The organism is Arthrobacter sp. 2MCAF15, assembly GCF_052115605.1.
Classification (GTDB): domain Bacteria; phylum Actinomycetota; class Actinomycetes; order Actinomycetales; family Micrococcaceae; genus Arthrobacter.
The window spans coordinates 21,927-43,696 of record NZ_JBFRGZ010000008.1 but is presented as its reverse complement, the minus strand read 5'-3'; the positions used below and the strand labels follow the sequence as shown (position 1 = coordinate 43,696).

Annotated in this window: 13 protein-coding genes; 5 read left to right on the top strand and 8 right to left on the bottom strand. The window is 69.5% G+C overall.

Annotated features, from left to right (window positions below):
- Positions 1 to 6: 6 nt before the first annotated feature.
- Positions 7 to 1,320 (top strand): UDP-glucose dehydrogenase family protein, encoded by a 1,314-nt coding sequence (locus AB4089_RS10710; RefSeq protein ID WP_441409267.1) that lies wholly within the window; start codon positions 7 to 9, stop codon positions 1,318 to 1,320.
- A gap of 54 nt (positions 1,321 to 1,374) precedes the next feature.
- Here the strand turns inward: AB4089_RS10710 and sufU are convergent, their stop codons facing one another.
- From sufU to AB4089_RS10685, 5 genes are all read right to left on the bottom strand, one after another.
- The gene (gene sufU, locus AB4089_RS10705; RefSeq protein ID WP_441409266.1) at positions 1,375 to 1,830 is read right to left on the bottom strand and encodes a Fe-S cluster assembly sulfur transfer protein SufU; all 456 of its coding nucleotides are present in this window, start codon (positions 1,828 to 1,830) and stop codon (positions 1,375 to 1,377) included.
- Between the two features lie 11 nt (positions 1,831 to 1,841).
- Complete coding sequence (locus tag AB4089_RS10700) at positions 1,842 to 3,149, bottom strand: SufS family cysteine desulfurase (RefSeq protein WP_441409265.1); 1,308 nt, start codon at positions 3,147 to 3,149, stop codon at positions 1,842 to 1,844.
- An 88-nt stretch (positions 3,150 to 3,237) separates the two neighbouring features.
- On the bottom strand, positions 3,238 to 4,791 hold the full coding sequence (locus AB4089_RS10695) for a glycerophosphodiester phosphodiesterase (RefSeq protein WP_441409264.1): 1,554 nt from the start codon (positions 4,789 to 4,791) through the stop codon (positions 3,238 to 3,240).
- On the bottom strand, positions 4,788 to 6,101 hold the full coding sequence (locus tag AB4089_RS10690; protein ID WP_441409263.1) for a hypothetical protein: 1,314 nt from the start codon (positions 6,099 to 6,101) through the stop codon (positions 4,788 to 4,790). Before AB4089_RS10690 ends, AB4089_RS10695 begins: the two co-directional genes overlap by 4 nt.
- A gap of 74 nt (positions 6,102 to 6,175) precedes the next feature.
- Positions 6,176 to 7,606 (bottom strand): polysaccharide biosynthesis tyrosine autokinase, encoded by a 1,431-nt coding sequence (locus AB4089_RS10685; RefSeq protein ID WP_441409262.1) that lies wholly within the window; start codon positions 7,604 to 7,606, stop codon positions 6,176 to 6,178.
- Positions 7,607 to 8,087: 481 nt separating this feature from the next.
- On the opposite strand from AB4089_RS10685, the gene AB4089_RS10680 reads away from it, so the two are divergent.
- The 4 genes from AB4089_RS10680 (at position 8,088) to AB4089_RS10665 (ending at position 13,267) form a co-directional block, all read left to right on the top strand.
- Positions 8,088 to 9,248 carry a glycosyltransferase family 4 protein gene (locus AB4089_RS10680; RefSeq protein ID WP_441409261.1) on the top strand — a complete coding sequence of 387 codons (1,161 nt, stop codon included), beginning with the start codon at positions 8,088 to 8,090 and terminating at the stop codon, positions 9,246 to 9,248.
- The gene (locus AB4089_RS10675) at positions 9,245 to 10,759 is read left to right on the top strand and encodes a lipopolysaccharide biosynthesis protein (RefSeq protein WP_441409260.1); all 1,515 of its coding nucleotides are present in this window, start codon (positions 9,245 to 9,247) and stop codon (positions 10,757 to 10,759) included. Before AB4089_RS10680 ends, AB4089_RS10675 begins: the two co-directional genes overlap by 4 nt.
- Entirely contained in the window at positions 10,752 to 11,798 is a 1,047-nt protein-coding gene (locus tag AB4089_RS10670; RefSeq protein ID WP_441409259.1) for a glycosyltransferase family 2 protein, read from the top strand. The genes AB4089_RS10675 and AB4089_RS10670 overlap by 8 nt, the downstream gene beginning before the upstream one ends.
- Positions 11,799 to 12,214: 416 nt before the next feature.
- Complete coding sequence (locus tag AB4089_RS10665) at positions 12,215 to 13,267, top strand: hypothetical protein (protein ID WP_441409258.1); 1,053 nt, start codon at positions 12,215 to 12,217, stop codon at positions 13,265 to 13,267.
- A gap of 93 nt (positions 13,268 to 13,360) precedes the next feature.
- On the opposite strand, the gene AB4089_RS10660 is transcribed toward AB4089_RS10665, so the two are convergent.
- From AB4089_RS10660 to AB4089_RS10650, 3 genes are all read right to left on the bottom strand, one after another.
- Positions 13,361 to 15,097, bottom strand: a complete 1,737-nt coding sequence (locus AB4089_RS10660) for a hypothetical protein (protein ID WP_441409257.1) — start codon at positions 15,095 to 15,097, stop codon at positions 13,361 to 13,363.
- Positions 15,098 to 15,197: 100 nt separating this feature from the next.
- Positions 15,198 to 17,831 carry a PKD domain-containing protein gene (locus AB4089_RS10655; RefSeq protein ID WP_441409256.1) on the bottom strand — a complete coding sequence of 878 codons (2,634 nt, stop codon included), beginning with the start codon at positions 17,829 to 17,831 and terminating at the stop codon, positions 15,198 to 15,200.
- A gap of 89 nt (positions 17,832 to 17,920) precedes the next feature.
- Positions 17,921 to 21,742: a PKD domain-containing protein gene (locus tag AB4089_RS10650; RefSeq protein ID WP_441409255.1), complete on the bottom strand. Its 3,822-nt coding sequence runs from the start codon at positions 21,740 to 21,742 to the stop codon at positions 17,921 to 17,923.
- Positions 21,743 to 21,770 lie beyond the last annotated feature (28 nt).

Here is a 21,770-nt window from a genome sequence, read left to right as displayed (position 1 = left end):
GAAAGCATGCGGATCTCGGTTATCGGTTGCGGATATCTGGGCGCGGTTCATGCCGTGTGTATGGCAAAGCTGGGTCATGAGGTTGTCGGCATCGACGTCGACGAGCACAAAGTAGCGCAGCTCTCGGCGGGCCACGCCCCGTTTTATGAACCTGTCCTGGACGATCTCCTCTCCGAGCTGGAAGAGTCGGGCCTCCTGCGCTTTACCACTGACATGTCAGCCGCCCGCGGTGCCGAGGTTCACTTCATCTGCGTCGGAACGCCACAGAAACGCGGCGAGAACGGTGCCGACCTGCGCTTCGTTGACGCGGCCATCGCGTCGCTCGCGCAGTATGTGTCCCCCGGCGACATCGTCGCCGGGAAATCCACCGTGCCGGTGGGATCCGCCGCACGGCTGGCCGAGGTGCTGGCAGAATCAGAGCCCGGCGCCACGCTGGTCTGGAACCCTGAATTCCTGCGGGAAGGCCATGCCGTAACGGACACCCTGAACCCGGACAGGTTTGTCTACGGGGTGCCGGACGGCAGCGAAGACCATCCAGCGGTGGCCGTCCTCGACCGGGTCTATGAGACGCCCCTCGCGAGCGGGACGCCCCGGCTGGTGACGGACTACGCCACCGCAGAGCTCGTGAAGACGGCCGCCAACTCCTTCCTGGCCACCAAGATTTCCTTCATCAATGCCATGGCCGAGGTCTGTGAAGCCACGGGCGCCGATGTCACCAGGCTCGCCGACGCGATCGGCCTCGATGATCGGATCGGCAGGAAATTCCTGAACGCCGGCATCGGCTTCGGCGGCGGCTGCCTGCCCAAGGACATCCGGGCCTTCATGGCCCGCGCCGGTGAGCTGGGCGCCGACCAGGCGCTGACGTTCCTGCGGGAGGTGGACGCCATCAACATGCGGCGCCGCACACGCGTTGTGGAGCTCACGCGGGAGCTCTGTGGCGGCACCCTGATGGGACAAAGAATTGCCGTGCTGGGTGCGGCCTTCAAACCCGAAAGCGACGACGTCCGGGACTCGCCCGCGCTGAGCGCCGCCGCGCAGCTGCAGCTGCAGGGCGCCGTCGTGACCGTCACCGACCCGCAGGCGCTGGCCAACGCCGCCAAGCGCTTCCCGGAGCTTCCGCTGGAACCGGATCTGGACACGGCGCTGCACAGGGCCGACGCCGTGCTGCTGCTGACGGAGTGGCAGGCATACCGGGAGCTGGATCCGCATGCAGCCAAGGCGCTCGTGGCCGCGCCGCGCATCCTGGACGGCCGCAACGTCCTGGATCCGGCGAAGTGGCGGGCCGCCGGCTGGATCTACAAGGGCCTGGGCAGGCCCTGACGCGGTGCGGTCAGGACGCCTTCAAGATACGTTCAAGGTGCGGTCAGGCCGCGGTCAGGATGCCTGCGCCTGGCCGAGGGCGTCTTCCGCGGCAACCCATGAGAGCATGGCGCACTTGACCCGGGCAGCGTAGCGGGACACGCCCTCAAACGCGGCGGCGTCGCCCAGGATCTCCGGATCGGCCGGCACCTTGCCGCGGGACCGCAGCACTTCGCGGAAGCTGTCAATGACGGTGCGGAGTTCCCCGACGGTCATGCCCTCGGCGAGGTCCGTCAGCACGGAGGCCGACGCCATCGAGATGGAGCAGCCGTCGCCGTCCCAGCGCAGCTCACTGACTTTCCCGCCGGCCACGGACACCCGGACCGTGATTTCGTCCCCGCAGGTCGGATTCAGCTGGTGGGACTGGCCGCTGCTCGCGCCATTGGGTGCGGCCGCGGCGGCCAGGCCGCTGCCGTGCCGGGCTTTGGAGTGCTCCAGGATGATCTGCTGGTAGAGCTGGTCAAGACTCATGGATGGCCGTCCTAGGCTTTGAAGTAGGCACGGACATCGGCGACCGCGTTGAGGAACGCGTCCACATCGTCCGTGGTGTTGTACAGGTAGGTGCTGGCGCGCGTGGTGGCCGTCAGGCCGAGCCGGCGGTGCAGCGGCTGGGCGCAGTGGTGGCCCACCCGCACGGCGATCCCGCGGCTGTCCAGGAACTGGCCGACGTCGTGCGCGTGGACGCCGGCGACGTCGAACGCCGCCAGGCCGATCCGTTCCTGCCCAGCAGCGGGACCCAGCACGCGGATGCCGGGGATGGAGTCCAGGCCCTGCACGAGGCGCTGGCCGAGTTCGGCTTCCCAGGCGTGGATGCGGTCCATCCCGGTTTCGCTGAGGTAGTTCACCGCCGCGGCGAGCGCCACGGCCTGCGAAATGCGCTGGGTGCCGGCCTCAAAGCGCTGAGGGCTGGGCAGGAAACCCGCACGTTCCATGGTGACGGTTGTGATCATGGAACCGCCGGTCAGGAACGGCGGCATCGCGTTGAGCAGCTCCGAGCGGCCGTAAAGGGCGCCGATTCCGGTCGGTGCGAGCATCTTGTGGCCGGAGAACACCGCGAAGTCGACGTCGAGCGCCTTCACGTCCAGGGGCAGGTGCGGCGCGGACTGGCACGCATCGAGCACCACGAGGGCGCCCGCGGACCGGGCCAGGGCCACCAGGGCCGCCACCGGGTTGATGGTGCCCAGGACGTTGGACGCGTGCGTGAACGCCAGGACGCGGGTGCGGGGGCCCATGATGCCGGCGGCGGCGGCCAGGTCCAGGGCGCCGGCGTCGTCGATCGGGATGAACCTCACGGTCGCGCCGGTCCGGGCGGCCAGTTCCTGCCAGGGAATCAGGTTGGCGTGGTGTTCCATCTCCGTGACCACGATTTCGTCGCCCGGGGCCAGGGCGAACCGGGCCGCCTCGGGTGCTGCGCCCGGCAGGGACGCGTTGAGGAAGGAGTAGGTGAGCAGGTTCAGGCCCTCCGTGGCATTGGAGGTCCAGATCAGCTCATCCCACTGCGCCCCGACAAAGTCCGCCACGGTTTCCCGGGCGTTTTCGAAGGCTTCGGTGGCCTCGACGGCGAGGTGGTGCGCCCCGCGGTGGACCGCGGAGTTCCGCTGCTCGTAGAACTCCTGTTCGGCCTCGAGCACGCTGAGGGGGTTCTGCGAGGTGGCCCCGGAGTCCAGGTAGACCAGCGGCTGGCCGTTGACGTGCTGCTGCAGGATCGGGAAGTCGTTGCGGATCCTCAGGACCTCTTCGTTTCCGAGCATGGCGGCAGAGCGGCGGAGGTGGGCTGGGGTGGCAACCATGGCGGAGACTCCTGGATCGGCGTTCGCTGCGGCGTACCCCTGCCGGCCTGGCAGCCGGTGCGAAATACGTCACACAGATTAAACCTAATTATCCCACGTTCCCGCAGCCCTCCTGCGCGGCCACCGCGCGGACCCGCACGCCGCGGAACTCGACGGGGGGTCCGGCGTCGTAATTCTTCAGCAGGGTCAGCCATGCCCCGCCGTAGCGGGTGTCCTCGGCGGAGACGCTCCAGCCGGAAGTACCGCCCCCGTCCCGGCGGACGGCGATGCTCCACGGCCGCAGCGACACCACGAACTTCATCCACTCTCCGGCCCGCGGCGCGGGGCTGCCGGCTTGGGCGAGCCGGACCGGATCCGTGGTCCCGGCGTCGTGCCGGTAGAGCGCCAGGGTGCCGTCCGCGGCGACGTCCAGGGAATAGCCGGAGACTTTCGGGGCGGACCCGGGACGGTACGGTGCGTCGCCGTCCTGGCCAAAGGCCACCCCCGCGCCGGGCCCGTCAGGCGGGAGTCCGGAGGGCCAGCGGAGTTCGAACTCGTACTCCCAGTCAGCGGAGTTGACCGCCTCCGCCAGCGAGCCCAGCACGTAGCCGGACTGGCCCGGGCTGGAGATGCTGACGGCGCCGTCGGCAAATGCCGGCTGCCCGTCCCAGACGGCGTCGGCGGCCCACGGCAGGTCTCCGGTTCCCCGGCGCCCTGCGGCGAAGCCATCTTCGCTGAGCGGTTCGTCCTGGTGCAGGACATAACGGATGTTGGCGCAAATGAAGCCCCGCACACCGAGATCCTGCAGGCGGGCGTACTCGCTGCGCCGGTGCAGCTCCCAGGCGAGCACCGGTTTTCCGGAGGCCACCACCTGCCGGATCATGGCCTCCGGCACGGTGTAGTGGATCCCCAGCAGGTCCGTGCGCGGGATGAGCTCCGGCACCCTGGCCTGGTCGCGCGCGACCATGTAGCCGAAGGTCGTGTAGCCTTTCGCGGCGGCGAGCTTGTGCCCCGGCGATGCGGACGGCTGCTTCCACACCACGTGCTCCCGGGCCGCGGGATACTTCTCCAGCAAGGCCAGGATTTCGTCGGCGTTGGTCCCGGGCTTGTCCTCAAGGAAGATCACGTGGCTGGCCACGAAGGCGTCCAGGACGTCGGAGAGCAGCGCGATGGGTTCCAGCGGTGTGGCCGGGCCGAGCCAGGCACGGGCATCGTTGCGCAGAGGCTCCAGCGCGGCGTAGGGCGCCCGGGCGATGGTCAGGTCAATGCCGGTCAGCCGCTGGGTGTTCAGGTCGTGGTGGCAGACCAGCACGCCGTCCGAGGTGGCGGAAACCGACACTTCGATCGCCTTCAGCCCTGAGGCCACCGCCCCCTTGTAGGCGCGCATCGTGTGCTCCGGCCAGTTGTCCCCCGAGCCCCGGTGCGCGACAAAGAACGACGGCGCTGCCAGCAAGGCGGCGATCGTGAAGGGCCCCTTGTCCCCCGGCGCGGCGACGGCACCAGCGGTGACGAATTCCTTGGCCGCGGACGCCGCGGGGACGATCCGGGGCCGCGGCCGGGCAGTGGCGCCGGGCGCGGGGCTCCCCGGACAGGCCGAGCAGCCGGCTACGCCCAGTACGGCCCCGGCTGCCGCGAAGCCCAGGAACTGCCGCCGCGCGATCACGGCGATCCTGCGCCCTGCAGGGTCACGGCAGTGCGGGCGGGGACGGCTGCGGGGACCCGTGCGCGCGTGGACGCCCTGTGTGCCCTGGCCTCGTCGGTCGCGATGACCACCATGGCCAGTACCGTCCAGATGACGATGCCGGCGGCGGACCGGGTGGCCAGGGAGCTGTAGGTCTGCGGAATGACCAGCGCCATGATCCCGGCCAGGGTCAGGCCGGGATAGCCGGTCCTCATGCCGCGGCACACCAAGACGGCCATGGCACCGAAGTAGAGGACGGAGAACAGGAGGCCGATGTCGATGCCGTACATCAGGGTCGGATTCTCGAAGCTCGTTTGCAGCCCGGCCTGGACCGCCACCCGGTAGCTGGAGCCGATGCCCTGGCCGGCCACGGCAAAGTCGCTCCAGCGGCCCAGGAAGTACTCCAGGGCAATGCCGCGGGCCTCACTGGAGCCGGTGTCGTCGGCCACCCGTCCCGCCACGCCGGCCACCAGCGGGGACACCATGATGGCCGCGCCCACTCCCGTCATCACCAGGAGCATGGCCGTCTTGACCCAGACGGGCCGGCGGGCAAAGAGCACCACCACCACGATGGCCACGGCCAGGGCCACCAGGCCCACGCGGGACTGCGAAATCAGCATCCCTACGGCCATCAGTGCCAGCAGCCCGGCCTGCAGCCATTGCCGTGTCAGGCCCGCCACCAGCGGCGCAGCAACGGCGACCACCAGAGACAAGGCCAGTGGCTGGTCGAGTGTCCCCATCCAGCGCCCGGCATCCCTGGCGAACCAGTACTGGGTTTTGAACCCTGCCTCGTAGAACAGGACGTTCCCGCTCAGCCACTGCGCGACGGCCACGGCACACACGAGCGCAACGAGACCCAGGAGCACGGTGCGCAGCATCGCCACCAGGCCCTGGCCGCGAACGGCGTCGGCGAGCAGCAGCAGGAAGAACAGCACCGGCACCACGATCTGGTCCACCAACAGGACCATGCCGCCGCCGTTGCCGGAGGTCGATGTGGCCAGGTAGGCCGCCAGGATGACCAGCCCCAGGACCAGGAACAGAAGGAAATGGGCACCCAGGACCGTCCGGATGCTGGCGGGGTCGTGAAGCAGCCGCACGAGGAAGACCGCGGCCACCAGCCACGTTGCGGCATGGACGGACATGGGACCGGAGGACACCCCGGTGAGCGTCGCGGATCCGATCGCCGGCACCAGCAGCCACAAGCCCAAGACCGCAGCCAATGGTACCCTGACGCGTTTGCGGAAGAGGAAGGCCGCCGCGAGGCACACTCCGATCCAGGCCGCCAGCTGCATCTAGGCCACCTGGCCGGACTTCACGGCCCGGCCCGGAACGAGGAGAGCTGCAGCGACACCGACGCCGTCCACGGTCACCGCCGGGCGGCAGAATGCTTGACCGGAGCCGGCTCTGCAGGGGCCTCCGGGGCCGCCACCGTGGCACGTTTCTTCGGCTTGCGCAGCTTTGTCCGCGGCTGCTTGCGGCCTTCGGACAGGCGCAGCGGGAGGGCGTTCAGCACCACGCCCGCGACGGCGCCTTTCACCAGTTCCAGGTTCCGCAGGGACGCGCCCAGCAGTTCGCGCGTCACCTTCTCGTACCGGACCACCAGCACTGTCGAGTCCGCCTGCACGGCCAGCAGGGCGGCGTCGCTGAACGGCTGCATGGCCGGCGCGTCGAGGATGACGCGGCTGTAGCTGCCGCGCATCTCGCCCAGCACGGCCGTCATGGGCTGTCCCGCCAGGAGTTCGGTGGGGTTATAGGGAACCGAGCCGGCAGCAACAATGTGGAGCCTGTCGCTGGCTGTTTTCTGGATGACACGGGGCAGGGCCGCCCGGCCGGCGAGGACGTCGGCCAGGCCGAGCGGGTTGCCGAGTTTGAGTTCGGATTCCAGCCGCGGGAAGCGGAGGTCCGTTTCCACCAGCAGGACCTTCTCCCCCGCCTCTGCCCACGCGCGGGCCAGCATGAGTGCCACGGTGGTCTTGCCCTCCCCTGCCCGGGCCGAGGTAATGAGCACGACCCCGGAGGCCGGCAGTGCGGGCAGGTGTTCGATGTTGGTTCGGAGGCGGCGTGCCGCCTCGTCCAGCAGCGAGGCCGGGCTGCGTTCCAGGACTGCCGAGAACTGCCTGGCCTGCGTGCTGGCCGGGACGCGGGCAAGCAGCGGCAGTCCGGACGCATCTTGGACCTCTTCCGGGGTCCGCAGGGTGTGGTCTGTCATCCGGCGGGCGACCGCGATGGCGATGCCGGCGCCGAGGCCGAGCAGCGCGCCCAGGGCCAGGTTCAAGGAAAGCCGGGGGGACACCGGATCCGCCTCGTCGGTGGGTCCGGCCACGACGTTCAGCAGCGTCTGCCCGCCGCCGCTCTGCGTCCGGCCGGCGCCGACGTCATCCAGCGCCGAGTTGAGGCCGGAGACGATCTCACGGGCGATCTCAAGGGCCTTGGCCTGGTCCGGCAGACTGACCACAACTGTCAGCATCAGGGTGTCCTGGTCCGCGGAGGCACTGACGCTCTGCGCAATGTCCGATGCCGTCAGGCCCGTCGAACTGCTGCTGACCAGTTTCTCCACGAACTTGTCGCTCTTGATCAGGCTCGCATACGAGGCAATACGTCCCCGCGACAGCTCGAGGGACTGCAGGGACGACTGTCCCGCTGACGGCGGCGAGACCACATAGAACTTGACGGTGCTTTGATACACCGGCGTTGTCCTCTCCGTCACGCCCCAGGCAACGGCCACGCCCGCCAGCAGGCACAAGAGCACGATGAGCCAGCCGCGCACAATTGCGCGCCCGTATTCAGACAGTTCCAAGCGAACCCCCCATGCGGCCACCACGCCGTGCCTGCCGCGGCACGGTCCTTCATGGTCCCTTGACGCACCATTATTGACCGCGTCCGTGCCGTGCGGAAGCTTTTTGGTTCTATGTCTTTTTAGGCACGCGTCGGGCCCCCACACCTCCCGGCCCCGACGCGAACACTGCCCGGCCGGCGGACGGTCACGCTGGCCGGCCCTGAATCCTAGCCAAATTCGGGCACCGGCCGTAGTCTTTGCGTAAGCCAGGGCGGACCGGCAGGTCCAGAAACACTTTGGGATTCAAGTCCTGGAAGCAGGGCTGGGACCCAGATCCTGGCGGGTCTCAGCAGCAGGTCTCAGCAGCAAATCTCAGCGGCAGGGTCCCAGCAACGGGTCCCGGGGCCCGTCCCCGGCGGCCGGACCGGTGTTCCTGCGCCAGCAGCAGCGCGGTCCCGTTCAGGGATGCCTTCCGCCGGGGTTCCGGATCGAGGGGGGCACTATGACGACTGACGACGGGCAATTCTCGGTACTGGTGGCGCACCCCAGCGCCGATCTCTACGGCTCAGACCGGGTGCTGCTGGAAACCATCGACGGGCTGCACCGCAGCGGCGCCCGCGTCCTGGTGGCCCTGCCGTCGCCCGGGCCGCTCGTGGCAGAACTCAAGCGCCGGGGCGCCGCGGTGGTCTTCTCGCCGACGACGGTGCTGCGCAAGAGCCTGCTCACGCCCGCTGGCCTGGTGAAGCTCGCGGCCACCTCGGTGTACGGGCTGCTCCGCAGCATCGGTGTGATCCGGGGCTCCCGTCCGGACGTCATCCTGGCGAACACCATCACTGTCCCCCTGTGGACGGTTGCGGGACGGCTGACGGGGGTCCCGGTGGTCACCCACGTCCATGAGGCGGAGGCCAACGCCCCGCGGGTCCTCCGCGCAGCCCTGGCCCTGCCGCTCCTGTTCTCTCGCGGCATCCTGACCAACAGCCAGTTCAGCTCTGACACGCTGGCCGCATCGCTCCCGGCGCTCCAGGGCCGCCCGCACGTGCTCTATAACGGAGTCCCCGGGCCAGCCGAGCCGGTCCCGCCCCGGCCCGAGCTCCACGGCGGGCTCCGGATCCTGTACGTCGGACGGCTGTCCCACCGCAAAGGCGTGGATGTGGCCATCGACGCGCTGCTGCGGCTGCGCGGCGATGGCGTGCCCGCCCGGCTCTCGCTGGTCGGCGCCGTCTTCCCCGGTTACGAGGACTACGAGGCCGGCCTCCGGAGCCAGGTTCAGGCCCATGGCGCCGAAGAGCACGTCACTTTCCATGGTTTCCAGGATGTCGTCTGGCCGTTCCTTGCCGAGTCCGACGTCGTCGTGGTGCCTTCCCGGCTCGACGAGCCGTTCGGCAACACGGCTGTCGAAGCGGTCCTGGCTTCCCGGCCCGTGATTGTCAGCAACACCTCGGGCCTGAGGGAGGCCGCCGCCGGTTACCGTTCGGCGCAGTTCGTCGAACCCGGCGATCCCGGTGAACTGGCCGCTGCCCTGGCCCGCGTTGCCGGCCGGTGGCAGGAGTACCAGTCCAGCGCAGTGCTCGACGCCGCCGAAGCGGGCCGCAGGCACAGCCCGGAACACTACGGGACACTTATGGCCGGACATCTGGCCCAGGCCGCCGGCAGGCTGTTGTGACGCGAAGCACGGCCCCCCGCGCGGCCGCGGTCCCGGCCGCGCCGCCCAAGACCGCACGGGGCGTCCGGTGGAGCTTCGGGGCAGTGCTGGCCCGGCAGGGATTCCAGATGCTCTGCGCCGTGGTCCTGGCCCGGATCCTGGGCCCGCAGAGCTACGGAGTCATTGCGGCGGCCACCGTGTACATCAGCCTGGTGGCGCTGCTGCTGGACCAGGGCCTCTCCGCGGCCCTCGTCCAGCGGCCCGATGTCAGCCGCCGCATGGCAGGTGCCACCGCCATGCTGAACATTCTGGTGGCGGTGCTGCTCGGGGTGGTGACGTGGTGGGCCGCGCCGTGGATCGCGCAGTTCTTCGGCGTAGCGGAGCTTGAGCCGATCCTGCGGCTGCTGGCGTTGGCCGTCCCCATCAAGGCCCTGGCCATCACACCGCGGGCCATGCTGTCCCGCAACCTGGCCCTCCACCGGGTCGGCGCGGCGGACATCGCGGCCGCCGCCGCGGGCTGCGCGGCCGGAATCGGCGCGGCGCTTGCCGGCGCCGGCCCGTGGTCCATGGTGTACCAGGTGGTCACTACCGACCTCGTCTGCAGCGCGTTGTTGCTCGCGGCGAACCGGGGTCCCGTCCCCAATTTTGCCTTCCGGACCGTGGCGCCCCTGTTGAAGTTCAGCGTCAGCGTCTTTGCCACGGACTGCCTGGCCTACTTCTCCCGGAACCTGGATAACATCCTGGTGGGCCGGGTCCTCGGCGTGGCCGCCCTCTCGCTTTACGGAATGGCCTACCGCATCCTGGTCATCCCGGTCCAGCTGATTGGCCAGACCGTCAACCGGGTCATGTTTCCCGCGTTCGCCCGCGCGGCCGGCAGCCCGGAGAAAGTGGCCGCAAGCCTCGTGGCCGCGACGCGGCTGCTGGCGATCTCCGCGGTCCCGCTGATGATCTTCGTGGCCTGCGCCGCCCCCGAGCTCGTGGGCCTGGTCCTGGGCCCCGAGTGGCTGCCCGCAGCCGGGCTGGTGAGCGTGCTCGCCATCGGGGGCGCCCGCGAAACCGTTTTCTACGTCACCCCCTCCCTGATGAAGGGCCTCGGGCAAAGCGGGTTGATCGTCCGGTACGAGATCCTGGCCGCCGTCGTGCAGGTGGGCGGAATCGTGATCGGACTCCAGTTCGGCGTGTTCGGCGTCGCCGTCGGCTACTCAACCGCCGGCTTCATCCTCACCCCCGTGCTCCTGCGCATCCAGTACCGGCTGACCGGTGTGACGGCGATGTCCCAGCTGGCGGCCATCTTCCCCGCAGTCCACGCCGCGGCCTGGGGCGCGGCAGGATACTGGGCGCTGTCCCTGGCCACCGTGCACGGCCCGTGGCACCTATTCGGCGGGCTGGCGCTCTATGCCGGGCTCGCCCTCGCCGCGCTGCGTGTTTTCCACCGGCGCACGCTTTCCGGCTACCTCGGGCAGGCGCGGGCGCTCATTGGACGGCCCGCCCGCCGGCCAGCCCACAGGACGACGAGAGGTCACAATGTCTGACATCACCCACCCCGGAGTCCGCCCCACGGGCGAGGAACCCGCCGTCGGGACCCCGGCGGACGGCCTGGTCATTGCGGTGTTGACCTACCGCAGGCCGGAGGACATCGCCCTGGCACTGCCGAGGCTGGCGGCACAGGCGGGAACCAGCCATCCCCCAGCCGGCCAGGCCGGTCCGGAACAGGAGCCCTTGGACGGGCCGGCGGGGCCGCCGGCCACGGTACTGGTGGTCGACAACGACCCCGAGGCCAGCGCCCGTCCCATCGTGGAACAACTCGCCGGCACCCTCCGGCCCGGGCTGGTCCGGTACGTCCACGAGCCCAGGCCCGGGATCGCGGCGGCGCGGAACCGCGCCCTGCGGGAGGCTGCGTCAAGTGCGCTGCTGGTCTTCATCGACGACGACGAAGTGCCCTCGGAGCGCTGGCTGGCGCAGCTGGTGGGGCTGCAGCGCTCCAGCGGCGCCGCCGCCGTCGTGGGACCGGTCATCAGCGAATACGAACACGCTCCCGAGCCCTGGATCGAAGCCGGAAAGTTCTTCCACCGCCGCAGGCTCGCCACCGGGACCCGCCTTGACGTGGCGGCGACGAACAACCTGCTCCTGGACCTGCGGCAGGTCCGTGACCTGCGGCTCTCGTTTGATGAACGGTTCGGCCTCAGCGGCGGCTCTGACACGCTCTTCACGCGGCAGCTCGTCCAGCGCGGAGGTTCCATGCTGTGGTGCGACGAGGCCATCGTGATGGACCGGGTCCCGTCCTCCCGGCTCACCCGCGGCTGGGTCCTGCGCCGCGCCCTGCGCAGCGGGAACTCCGCGATCCGCGTGAACCTGGAACTTGCCGGCGGCGCCACCGCCCGCCTGGGCGCCAGGGGCGTTGCCCTGGGATCCGGATCAGCCCGGCTGGTCGGCGGATCGGCACGCCTGGCGGCGGGCCTCATCAGCGGATCGGCGCAGCATCAGGCCAAGGGAGTGCGCACTGCCGCCCGCGGCCTGGGCATGGCCGCGGGCGCCTTCGGCTACGTCTACAGCGAGTACCGCAGAAAATAGTTTTCCTGCTGGTTCGGCGCCGCCGCGCCACCGGCCCCGAATCCCTGATCTGCGGGGAATTTTGCGGCGTGTCGCAAGCGACGCGCCCCGGCGTGATCAAGTTGGAATGCCCAATGAACCGAAGTTATCAATTTGCAACACTGCGGGGACCTCGACTAGCGTGTCTGCACAGACGCCGGGGTCGGGGAACGCCTCCCGGTAAGTCAGCCGCGAGAGCCACGGGTCCGCCCGTGCCTCGCCCGGGTCGCAGCCACCCGGGCCCCACAAGCACTACTTGCGCTGACCATGCACCAGGCAACATACCGGCGCGGTCTCCAAGCCGCCGGCAGACAGGCCCTCGCGGGCCTCCCGCCACTTCCGCTATGTCCGTGCGATTCCCCGTGCCCGGATAGCTAGACAACAGAGGTTTTGACACTATGGCCATTGGCTCGAAGAAAATCCAGCGCAAGAACGTCCGCGCAACATATGCCGCCGGCGCCGCGGCAGTGACAATCACTGCCCTCGCCATGTCCGCGGCACCGGCCGTCCAGGCGGCGCCCGCGATGGCGCCCGCCGCGCTGACCATCGGGTCGTACCAGCCGAGCGCGTCCACCACCGGGGTTCCGGCCGGAACGGCGCTGAAGCCCTACAACACGTCCGGCGCGGACCTCGTCATCACCCAGGACGGCACGGTCCTGGACGGACTGGACATCTACGGCGACATCAAGGTCCGGGCCAAGAACGTGGTCATCAAGAACAGCCGGCTGCACGGCGGCAAGGCAATCCCGAAGGCCAACACCGGCGTCGTCGACGCCAACAACGCCGCTGTTGTGAACCTCGTGGTCCAGGACAGCACGATCATCCCTGACAGCCCGTCCTACTACCGCGACGGCATCGTCGGCCACGATTACACGGCCCGGCGGAACCACATCCAGGGCTCCAACGACGGCCTGGGCATCTTCAACCGTCCCGGCGGCCCCGTGACCGCCAACGTGACGGCCGAAGGCAACTACATCCACGGGCTGACCTATTGGTCCAACGACCCCGCCCACAGCGACGGCACGCACAACGACGGCATCCAGGTCCAGGGCGGCCAGAACATCCGCATCGTCGGCAACAACATCGTGGCCACCTCCAAGCCCGGCCCCGGCAGCGCAGCGAACCCGCGCGGCACCCACGCTGGAATTGGCATCATGCTGCAGCAGAACGTTGCCAAGCTCGCCAACGTCGTGGTCGACAAGAACTGGGTGGATGATGGCCAGACGTCCATCAACATCGACAACGGCAAGTACTCGAACATTACTGTCACGGTCTCGAACAACAAGCTCGGCCGCAACCAGTTCGACTTCGGCAACGGCTCGAAGTACCCCATCCGCGTTATCAACCGCGCCGCAAGCACGGTGGCCGGCCTGACCAGCAGCAACCGCTGGGCCGACACCCAGGGCATGCTGGTGGAGGGAAAGACCGGCGGCATCCGCTACAACTCCTAGGATCCCCTGCCTCCTAGGATTCTCTGGGGGCCAAAGCCCTGGCCGGGTCCTGAAACGGGCCGGATCCGCAACGGATCCGGCCCGTTTTGTGTCTCACTTGGCTCTCAGGCTCACAGTCGGGGACGTCTTGGTATTGCCGAACGTATCGGTGACCACCAGCTTGTACTCATGGGTGCTCCCGGGCGGCACTAGGTCGAGCTGCTGGATGGTGGGTCGATTCCAAAACCGGGACGAGACCGTCCGGGTGCTGATGAGCGTCCCGTCCCGGTACAGCCGGTAGCTGAGCCTGGAATTGTCACGGTCCCAGTTCGCCTGCCAGCTGATGTTGATCGCCCCGGCGGACGGCGATGTCAGCACCGGGTTGGTGGACGCGGCCGAGGACCTGGGACCTTCCTTGTTCGGGGCGAGGCTGCTGAGCGCAAAGCGTGCCAGCCCCTGCTGTCCGCGCAGGTTGACGTTGCGGAATTCGCCGCCCATCACCACGTACTGGTCGTTTCCGGCAACCGTCCACGGGCCCTGGTTCTGGCCTGTGGCCGTCCCGGTATCCATGTCCGGGAACCAGACCAGCAGCGTCGGCATGGGTTGGCCGATGAAGCTCGGAAGTCGTGAACTGGGCCGGGTGAAGGTCCCGGTCGCTGCCTTGCTGTAGGCGAGCGCCCGGTGATAGGACCGCGTATCGGTTTCCGGGAAGCCCCCGATCTTCCCGCAGTCGTGCGAGTGCCCGGCCTTATAGACGGCGGTGTTGCTGGCAAAGGTGCTGTAGGAGTCACCGCTGCAGTCATCGATCCATTTGATGGCGAGGTCGGACCAGTTCGCGGCAAACGATCCCTCGAGGTTTCCGGTGCCGCCGCTGTCAATGAGGATGAATGCCGTCCCGTACCAGCTGGTGCCGTCGCTGGAGAGGGACGTGATGCCCGCGTAGGTCCCGGCGTTCCGCACGATTTTGTTGGCAGGGGTTGCCCGGTTCTTTCCGGTGGCCGCGTCCACTGCCCCGAGGCCGAAGCCTGGTTCGCTGCTGCCGTTCAGCGTGGTGAAAGCCCCTCCGACAACCAGCTTGCTGCGGTCAGGAGCCAGAACCAGGGCGTTGACCCGTCCCCCGCCGGCCGCGGGCTTCCAGGCCAGCAGGCCGCCGTCGGAGGCGCGGACCGCCGCCAGCCGCGATCTCGCGGCGGATCCGACGGCGGTGAACGAGCCGCCCATGAAGACTGTGTCCGGCGTGGCCACGATCGCCCGGACGGACCCGGACATGGGCGGCGCCCAGCCTGGAATCACGGCCCCTGTCGCGGGGTCCAGGGCCACGACTTTCCGCGCTGCATGACCGTTGACCTGGGTGAAGTCACCTCCAACGTAGAGCCGTTTGCGGTCCGGGGACGCCGTCACCGCCAGGCCTTGGGCGTTGAGGGACGCCGTGAAGCTGGTAATGAGCTTTCCGGTAGTCAGGCTGAACGCCAGGATGTTGTTCCGCGGCGTGGTCTGTGTGCCGGCCGCGGCGCCGGCGGGGCGGGCTGTGCTGAATTTGCCCACGGCGTACACCGTGTTCGCGATGACGGCCTGCTGCCAGACCACCCCGTCAACCTGCACCGTCGGCAGGGAATCCGCCGTCACGGTGACAGGGCTCGAGGGAAGGCTTGGATCGGCCGGGGCGGAGTCGGCGCTTGCGCCCGGGGCCGCGGTAAAGGCCAGGGCCGTGGCCAGCACAGCAATGGCAACCGCCCGCCAGGCCCGGGCCGCGGCCGGCAAGCGGTGCCACCACGCACGCAGCCTAAGAGTTCTCCGGGGCAGCTCTCCGTGTGCGTCAAGCGCGGTTGCGCCCCCAATCATCCTGGACATCGGTGTCCTCCTTCGCTCGGCTTCGGCATTCCTTGGGTGACTTGCCCGGTTCGCGGCTGCCCGTTCCCGGTCCTCCCGGTGGCCCCTTCCGATCGCCGCGTCAGTTGGGCGGCACCTGGAGGTTGTCGAAACGTGCCAGTACCGGCGCGTTGGTTGCCGAACTGGAGAGGTAGGACAGCAGCCCCACTGATCCCGCGCCCTGCAGGCCGGCGGTGGAGTCGGCGGCCGTGACAGCCCACGTGCCCGGCTCCTCGGTTCCCGTCCGCCAGGTCTTGGCCCGGATCGTGGTGGGTGCGGCCCCGAAGACCTCCACCCGCAGCTGCAGCTGCTGGCCGGCCGCGAGTGTGATTCCCGGGGCGAACTGCCCGAGCACGGTCTCCGCGCCGCCGGCGAGCCGGGTCAGTTGGACGGTGGTGGCCCCGTTCGAGGCGACCTTGACCTTGCCGCGGTACTCGGCCGTGCCCACACGCCGTCCGATCACGCCCAGGTAAGTGCCGCCTCCGTTGCCGATCTTGTCCAGCGATACCGTCACGAGCGAGTTGCTGGCCGCGGTGGATACCGACGGTAGGAAGGCTGACGGGCCCCGGCCTGCGGCCAGGTTCATGGTTCCCTGCCCTCCGGCCACCGAGAAGAACGACGCCGAGCCGTTCAGCGACCATGCCCCGCCGGAGTCCGCCGTTCCCCAGCCCGATGCCAGGGTCCGGCCAAAGGCGTCCTGCGCCATTACCCCGCTGGACATGACGCTGACGGCTTGGCTGGTGGTGCCCGTGGCGCCGCTGTTATCCGTCACGGTCAGGGTCACCGTGTACGTGCCGGAAGCCGCGTAGCTGTGCGAAGCGGTGACGCCGCTGGCGGTGGCGCCATCGCCGAACGTCCACGAGTAGCCCGTGATCGAGCCGCCGGGGTCCGAGGAAGCTGCGGCGTCGACGCTGACGGTCAACCCCGTAGTGCCGGCTGTGAAGGCGGCCATCGGCGGAGTGCCGGTGGAACCCGCGATGGTGATGCTGCCGGAGTCGCCCGTAGTGGTGTTTCCCAGCGGATCCCGGACTGCGATCCGGTAGCTGTGCGCACCGGCGGTGAGTCCGGCGTCGGTGAACACCAGGGTGGGGCGCTGCCAGAAGGTGGACTGCGCGGTGACCGTGTGGACCGGCACGGGGTTCCCGTCGCGCAGGACACTGTAGCTGAGGTTCGAATTGTCGCGGTCCCAGTTGGCCTGCCACTGCACCCGGACCTGTCCGGCGCCGGGGCTGGAGAGGGTGGGCACGAACGCTGCCCCGGTGACGCGCGGGCCCTGCAGGTTGGGCGCCGCGTCCCGGCGCGCGAACCGGGCCATGCCCTGCTGCGGCTGCTGGTTGACGTTGCGGAACTCCCCCACCATCACCACATAGGTGTTGTTGCCGGTCACGGCCCAAGGTCCCTGGCTTTGGCCGCTGGCAGTTCCGGTGTCCATGTCCGGGAACCAGTTCAACAGCGACGGCGCAGGCTGGCCGGTGAAGGACGGGTAGCCGAGGGGGTCCGCCGTCAGGGTCCCCGTTGCGGCTTTTCCGAAGGAGACGGCCCGGTGCCAGACGCGCGGCGTAACCTCAGGGAATCCCCCCAGGTTGCCGCAGTAGTGCGGATGGCCGGCGACATAGACGGCAGTATCGGTGGCGAAGGCCCCGTAGGAATCGCCATGGCAGTCCTCCACCCACTTGATCCGGCCGTCGGACCAGTTGGCCGCGAACGCGCCCTCCAGGTTGCCGCCGGTCCCGAAGATGTAGCCGGTGCCGTAGAAGCTCGTGCCGTCCGTGGAGAGCGAGAGCACGGCCGAGTCCGTTCCGGCGTCGCGCACCACGTCGTTGGCCTGCAGCGGCAGGTTGGTGCCGGTGACGGCGTCGACCATGCCGAGCCCGTAGCCCGGACGGGACGAGGTGTTCAGCGTGGTGAACGCGCCGCCGGCCACCACGCGGGTTCCCTCGGGAGAGAGGGCCAGGGCGTTGACCTTGCCGCCCGCGGCCACTGGGGCCCACGGCAACAGCGCTCCGTTCGCGGCGCTGACGGCGGCGAGCCGCGAACGGCCGGCAGTTCCGACGCCCGTGAAGGTGCCGCCCATCCACACCGTCCCGGCCGATGCCGCGATGGCCCGGACGGAGGCGTTCATCATCGGCGCGAACGAACTGATCAGGGCACCCGTTACGGGGTCCAGGGCGGCCACCCGCAGGCGCTGCACGCCGTTGACGGTGGTGAAATCCCCGCCGATGTACAGCCGCGATCCGTCCGGCGACGGCGCGACGGCGAGCGCCTGGGCGTTCAGGACGGGCGCGAAACCGGTGATGAGCCGCCCCGTGGTGATGTCGAAGGCCAGGATGTTGGCCCGGGCGCTCAGTTGCGTCCCGGCGGCCGCGCCGAAGGGGCGGGCATTGTTAAACTTGCCGACCACGTAGACGGTGTTGCCGATCACGGCCGATTGCCACGCCACGCCGTCGTGCTGGACGGTGGGGAGGCTGTCCGCCGTGACGGTCACCGGCGTCCTGGGGTCGTTCGGGTCAAGGGGCGCCGAATCGGTGACCCCGCCGGGTGCCCCCACGAGGGCCGCGGCGACGAACAGGAGCAGGGAAAGGGCCAAGGTACCCGCCAGCGCCGCGGCGCGGCGGACGGGCCGGCTGGTGGAGAAGCGGGCCCGCCGCCCGGTTTCCGCCCCTCCTGTCCCGGGCTCCGCTGTGGTCCCGGTCCCGGCTTCTGGTCCCCACGTCATGCTCGTCCTTTCGTCTGGACTACAGGTTTTCCCTCCTCAGCCCCGCTCACCCGCAGTTTCTTTAGCCCGCATTCTTTAGCCAGCCGATGTCAGTTGAGCCGGACCTCAAAATCGTCGAACCTTGCCTGCACGGGCGCGTTGCCCGCGGTGCTCCACAGGAAGGACATCAGCCCGGCCGAACCGGCGCCCTGGAGCGAGGCCGAGGCGTCGCCGGCCGTTACGAGCCACGCTGCCGGTTCGGTGGCCCCGTCACGCCAGACCTTCGCCCGGAGGGCAGCCGGCGCGGCACCGGTCACGGTCATCCGCAGCCGCAGCTGGTCGCCGGCGGCCATCGTCAGGCCGGGGACGGCGATGGCCTGCAAGGTGGTTTCCGTGCCGCCGACGAGCTTGGTCAGATAAAGAGTGGTGCTCCCGGTTGCCGAGACCTTGAGTTTGGCCCGGTACTCGTCTGCCCCGGACTTCCGCCCGATGATGCCCAGGAACATGCCGCCGCCGCTGGCGATCTTGTCCGTCGAGGTCTTGACCTGGACGTCGGCTGCCGCGGCCGAGACCCCGGACAGGTAGGCCAGGCGCTGGACCCCTGCTGCTCCCAGCGCCATGGAACCGGCCCCCGAGCCCACGGCGTAGCTGCCCGCAGTGCCTGTGACCGTCCAGGCCCCTCCGGTGTCCGCCGTGCCCCAGCCCTGGGCTGCCGTGCGTCCGAAGGCGTCGGCGGCGAGGGCCTGGTTCGGCGGCGGGTCTGTCACCGTGACTGTCTTGGTGAGGGTGCCGGCGGCGCCGTCGTTATCCAGCACTGTCAGGACGACGTCGTAGCTGCCGGCCGCGGCGTACGTGTGCGATGGCGCGGCCCCGGCGCCTGTGGCGGCGTCGCCGAAGTCCCAGGTGTAGGACGCGATGGTGCCGTCCGGGTCCTGTGTCCCGGCGGCGTCGAAGGCTGCCGTGCGGTTGGTGACGGCTGCGGTGAATTGGGCGGTCGGCGCCTGGTTCGGCTGCACCGAAACCTGTGCGGCGCTGGTGCCGGCGGCGCCGCTGTTGTCGGTGACGGTCAGGGTGACCGTATAGGTTCCGCCGCTGAGGTAGCTGTGGGAGGCGGTTTTCCCAGTTCCTGTGCCGGAGTCGCCGAAGTCCCAGGCGAAGGAGGCGATGGTGCCGTCCGGGTCGGCGGACGAGGACGCGTCCAGGCTCGCTGTGAGCTTGCTGGTGGTCGAGGTGAACGCTGCCACGGGCAGTTGGTTGCCCGGCGGGGCCGTGGCCGTGACCGTTCGGGTGGTGCTCGCGGAGTTGCCGTCGCCGTCGGTCACGGTCAGGCGGACGGTGTAGGAACCGGGAGCCGTGTAGGCGTGCTGGGTGGTGACGCCCGTGCCGGTGCTCCCGTCCCCGTACGCCCAGCTGTAGGACGCGATGGGTCCGTTCGGGTCCGAGGATCCGGAGGCGTCGGCGCTGACATTGAGGTAGGTGATCGAGGAGGTGAAGGCCGCCGTCGGCGGCGTGGCCGGGACGGTGAGTGTGCGGCCGGAAGCGCGGTAGTGGTTCTGGACCTGCTGGAGGCCGAGCGCCGCGGGATAGAGGGCGACTTCGTCTATGTCGCCCTTGAGGCTGCCGCTGCTGGGCTGGCTCGGCCAGGTTCCCACCAGGTCCGACCCGACGCGCCAGTACCCGTCGAAGACCCTGCCCGAGGTGACGTCGGTGCGGAACGCGGCCCGGACGCCGTCGATGTAGAGGAACATGCCGCCGCCGCTGAGGCTGGCGGTGACCTGGTGCCATTGGCCATCGTTGTACCCGGCGCCGCTGTTGATGCTCCGGACGGCCCCGTTCCACAGGCCGAAGTAGATCCGGCCGGCGTCGTCCATGTAGACGTTCCGGTCGGTGACCCGTGACGTGCCGCTGGCAACGTTGCCGAAGCCGATGATCTTCCCGCCCGCCGTGCTGCTGGTCCTGACCCACGCTTCAGCGGTAAACACGTCCGGTGCGCGCTGGTATCCGTTGTCGGCGGCGACTCCGTTGACGGTGCCGTCAAAGGTTCCGGCGCCGGTCGCTTCAGCGACGACGGCGCCGTCGGGCCGCAGCCCGGCACCGGCAGCGGCGGTGAGGTCACGGGCGCCGGCCGAATCCACCAGGTTGGGCCCGGCAGGGTCATTGAAGCGCCAGAAACTCACCGGGCGGTCGGCCTGGATGGCGTCGGCATAGCCGCTAGCGGGCGTGGAGGCAGCGGCCGTGATGGATACGGTGTCGGACCGGGACTCGTTGCCGAGCGGGTCCGTGGCGAAGATCCGGTACCTGTAGGTCCGGCCCGGCACCAGCCCGGCATCGAGGTAGCTCATCCCGGGCCGCTTCCAGAAGGTGCTGTCCTGGGTGACCGTGTAGGCGGGGGTGGCGGTGATGCCGTCCCGGATCACGCGGTAGGTGAGCCGGACATTGTCCGGGTCATGGTTGGCCTGCCAGCGCACGCGCACCGTCCCGGCGGCAGGCGAGCTCAGGGTCGGGGTGCTGCGCGCGCCGCTGAGGGCCGGGCCGCGAGTGTTGGGTGCCTTGTCCCTGACGGTGAACCGGACCAGGCCCTGCTGGCGTGTGCCGTTGACGGTGGTGAATTCGCCGCCGAGGACCACGTATTGCCCGTTGCCGGTGACGGCCCAGGCCCCCTGGTTCTGGCCGGTGTACGTGCCGGTGTCCAGGGCCGGGAACCAGTTGAGCAGGGACGGCGAGGGCAGCCCGGCCCAGTTGGCGTAGCCGAGCGGGTCCCGGATGATGGTGCCGGTGGCGGCCCTGCTGAATGCGAGGCCGCGTTGGAAGTTCCAAGGCTCGGTTTGCGGGTAGCCGCCGATGTTGCCGCAATAGTGGGCGTGGCCCACCTTGTAGATGGTGTCCCCGGCCGGATAGACGGCGTAGGTGTCTCCGTGGCAGTCCTCCAGCCAGGTGATCTGGCCGCCGTCCCAGCCGGCGGCGACCGTTCCTTCGAGATTGCCGCCCGCGCCGAAAACGTAGCCGGTCGCGTAGACGTTCTCAGCGTCCCCGCTCAGGCTCGTGATGGCGGAGTTGAGTCCGGCGTTACGTACACGCCCGTTGACGGCCCACGGCAGGAGCCCGCCGTTGGCGGTGTCCACGGCGGCGAGCCCGTAGCCGGGGTTGGCGGAGCCGTTGAGCGTGGTGAAGGCGCCGCCGATCACCATGCGGGTCCCGTCCGGCGCGAGGGCCAGGGCGTTGACCCGGCCGCCTTCCGCCGAGGGCGCCCAGGCCGTCAGGGCGCCGTTGCTGGCCTGCACGGCGGCGAGCCGGCTGCGCGCGACGGATCCCACCGCGGTGAACAGCCCGCCAAGGTAGACAGTTCCAGCCGTCGGCACGATCGCCCGGACGCTGGCGGCGACCTTGGGAAGGAAGGAGGGAATGAGCGCCCCGGTGCCGGGATCAAGGGCCGCGACCCGCCAGACGGTGGCCCCGTTGACGGTGGTGAAGTCACCGCCGACGTAGATCCGGGAACCGTCCGGCGAGGCGGCGATGCTGTACGCCTGGGCGTTCAGCGCGGGGGCAAAAGGAAGCAGTTCGCCGGTGGTGAGGTTGTATGCCAGGATGTTGCGGCGGACCACGGTGTTGGTCCCGGCCGGCGAGCCCGCCGGCCGGGCGGTGCCGAAGCTCCCGGCCGCGTAGACGGTGTTGCCGACTACCACCTGTTGCCAGACGACGCCGTCGATCTGGACAGTCGGCAGGGCATCCGCCGTCACCGTGGCCGGGTTGGCGGGATCGGCCGGCTCCGGCGGGGCGCTGTCCGCCACCGCCGGGGCCACTGCCGCCAGTCCCAGGGAGAGTGCGAGAGCCGAAGCCGCGAAGGCTGCCACGACTTTTTCCAGCAACCGTCGCGGGACCCTTCGCCGGGTCCGGCCGCCGGCCGCGGCCGGTCCGTGTTGTGTCTTCAGCATCGTCATAAGCCTTCCCCCCGTTCCCTTG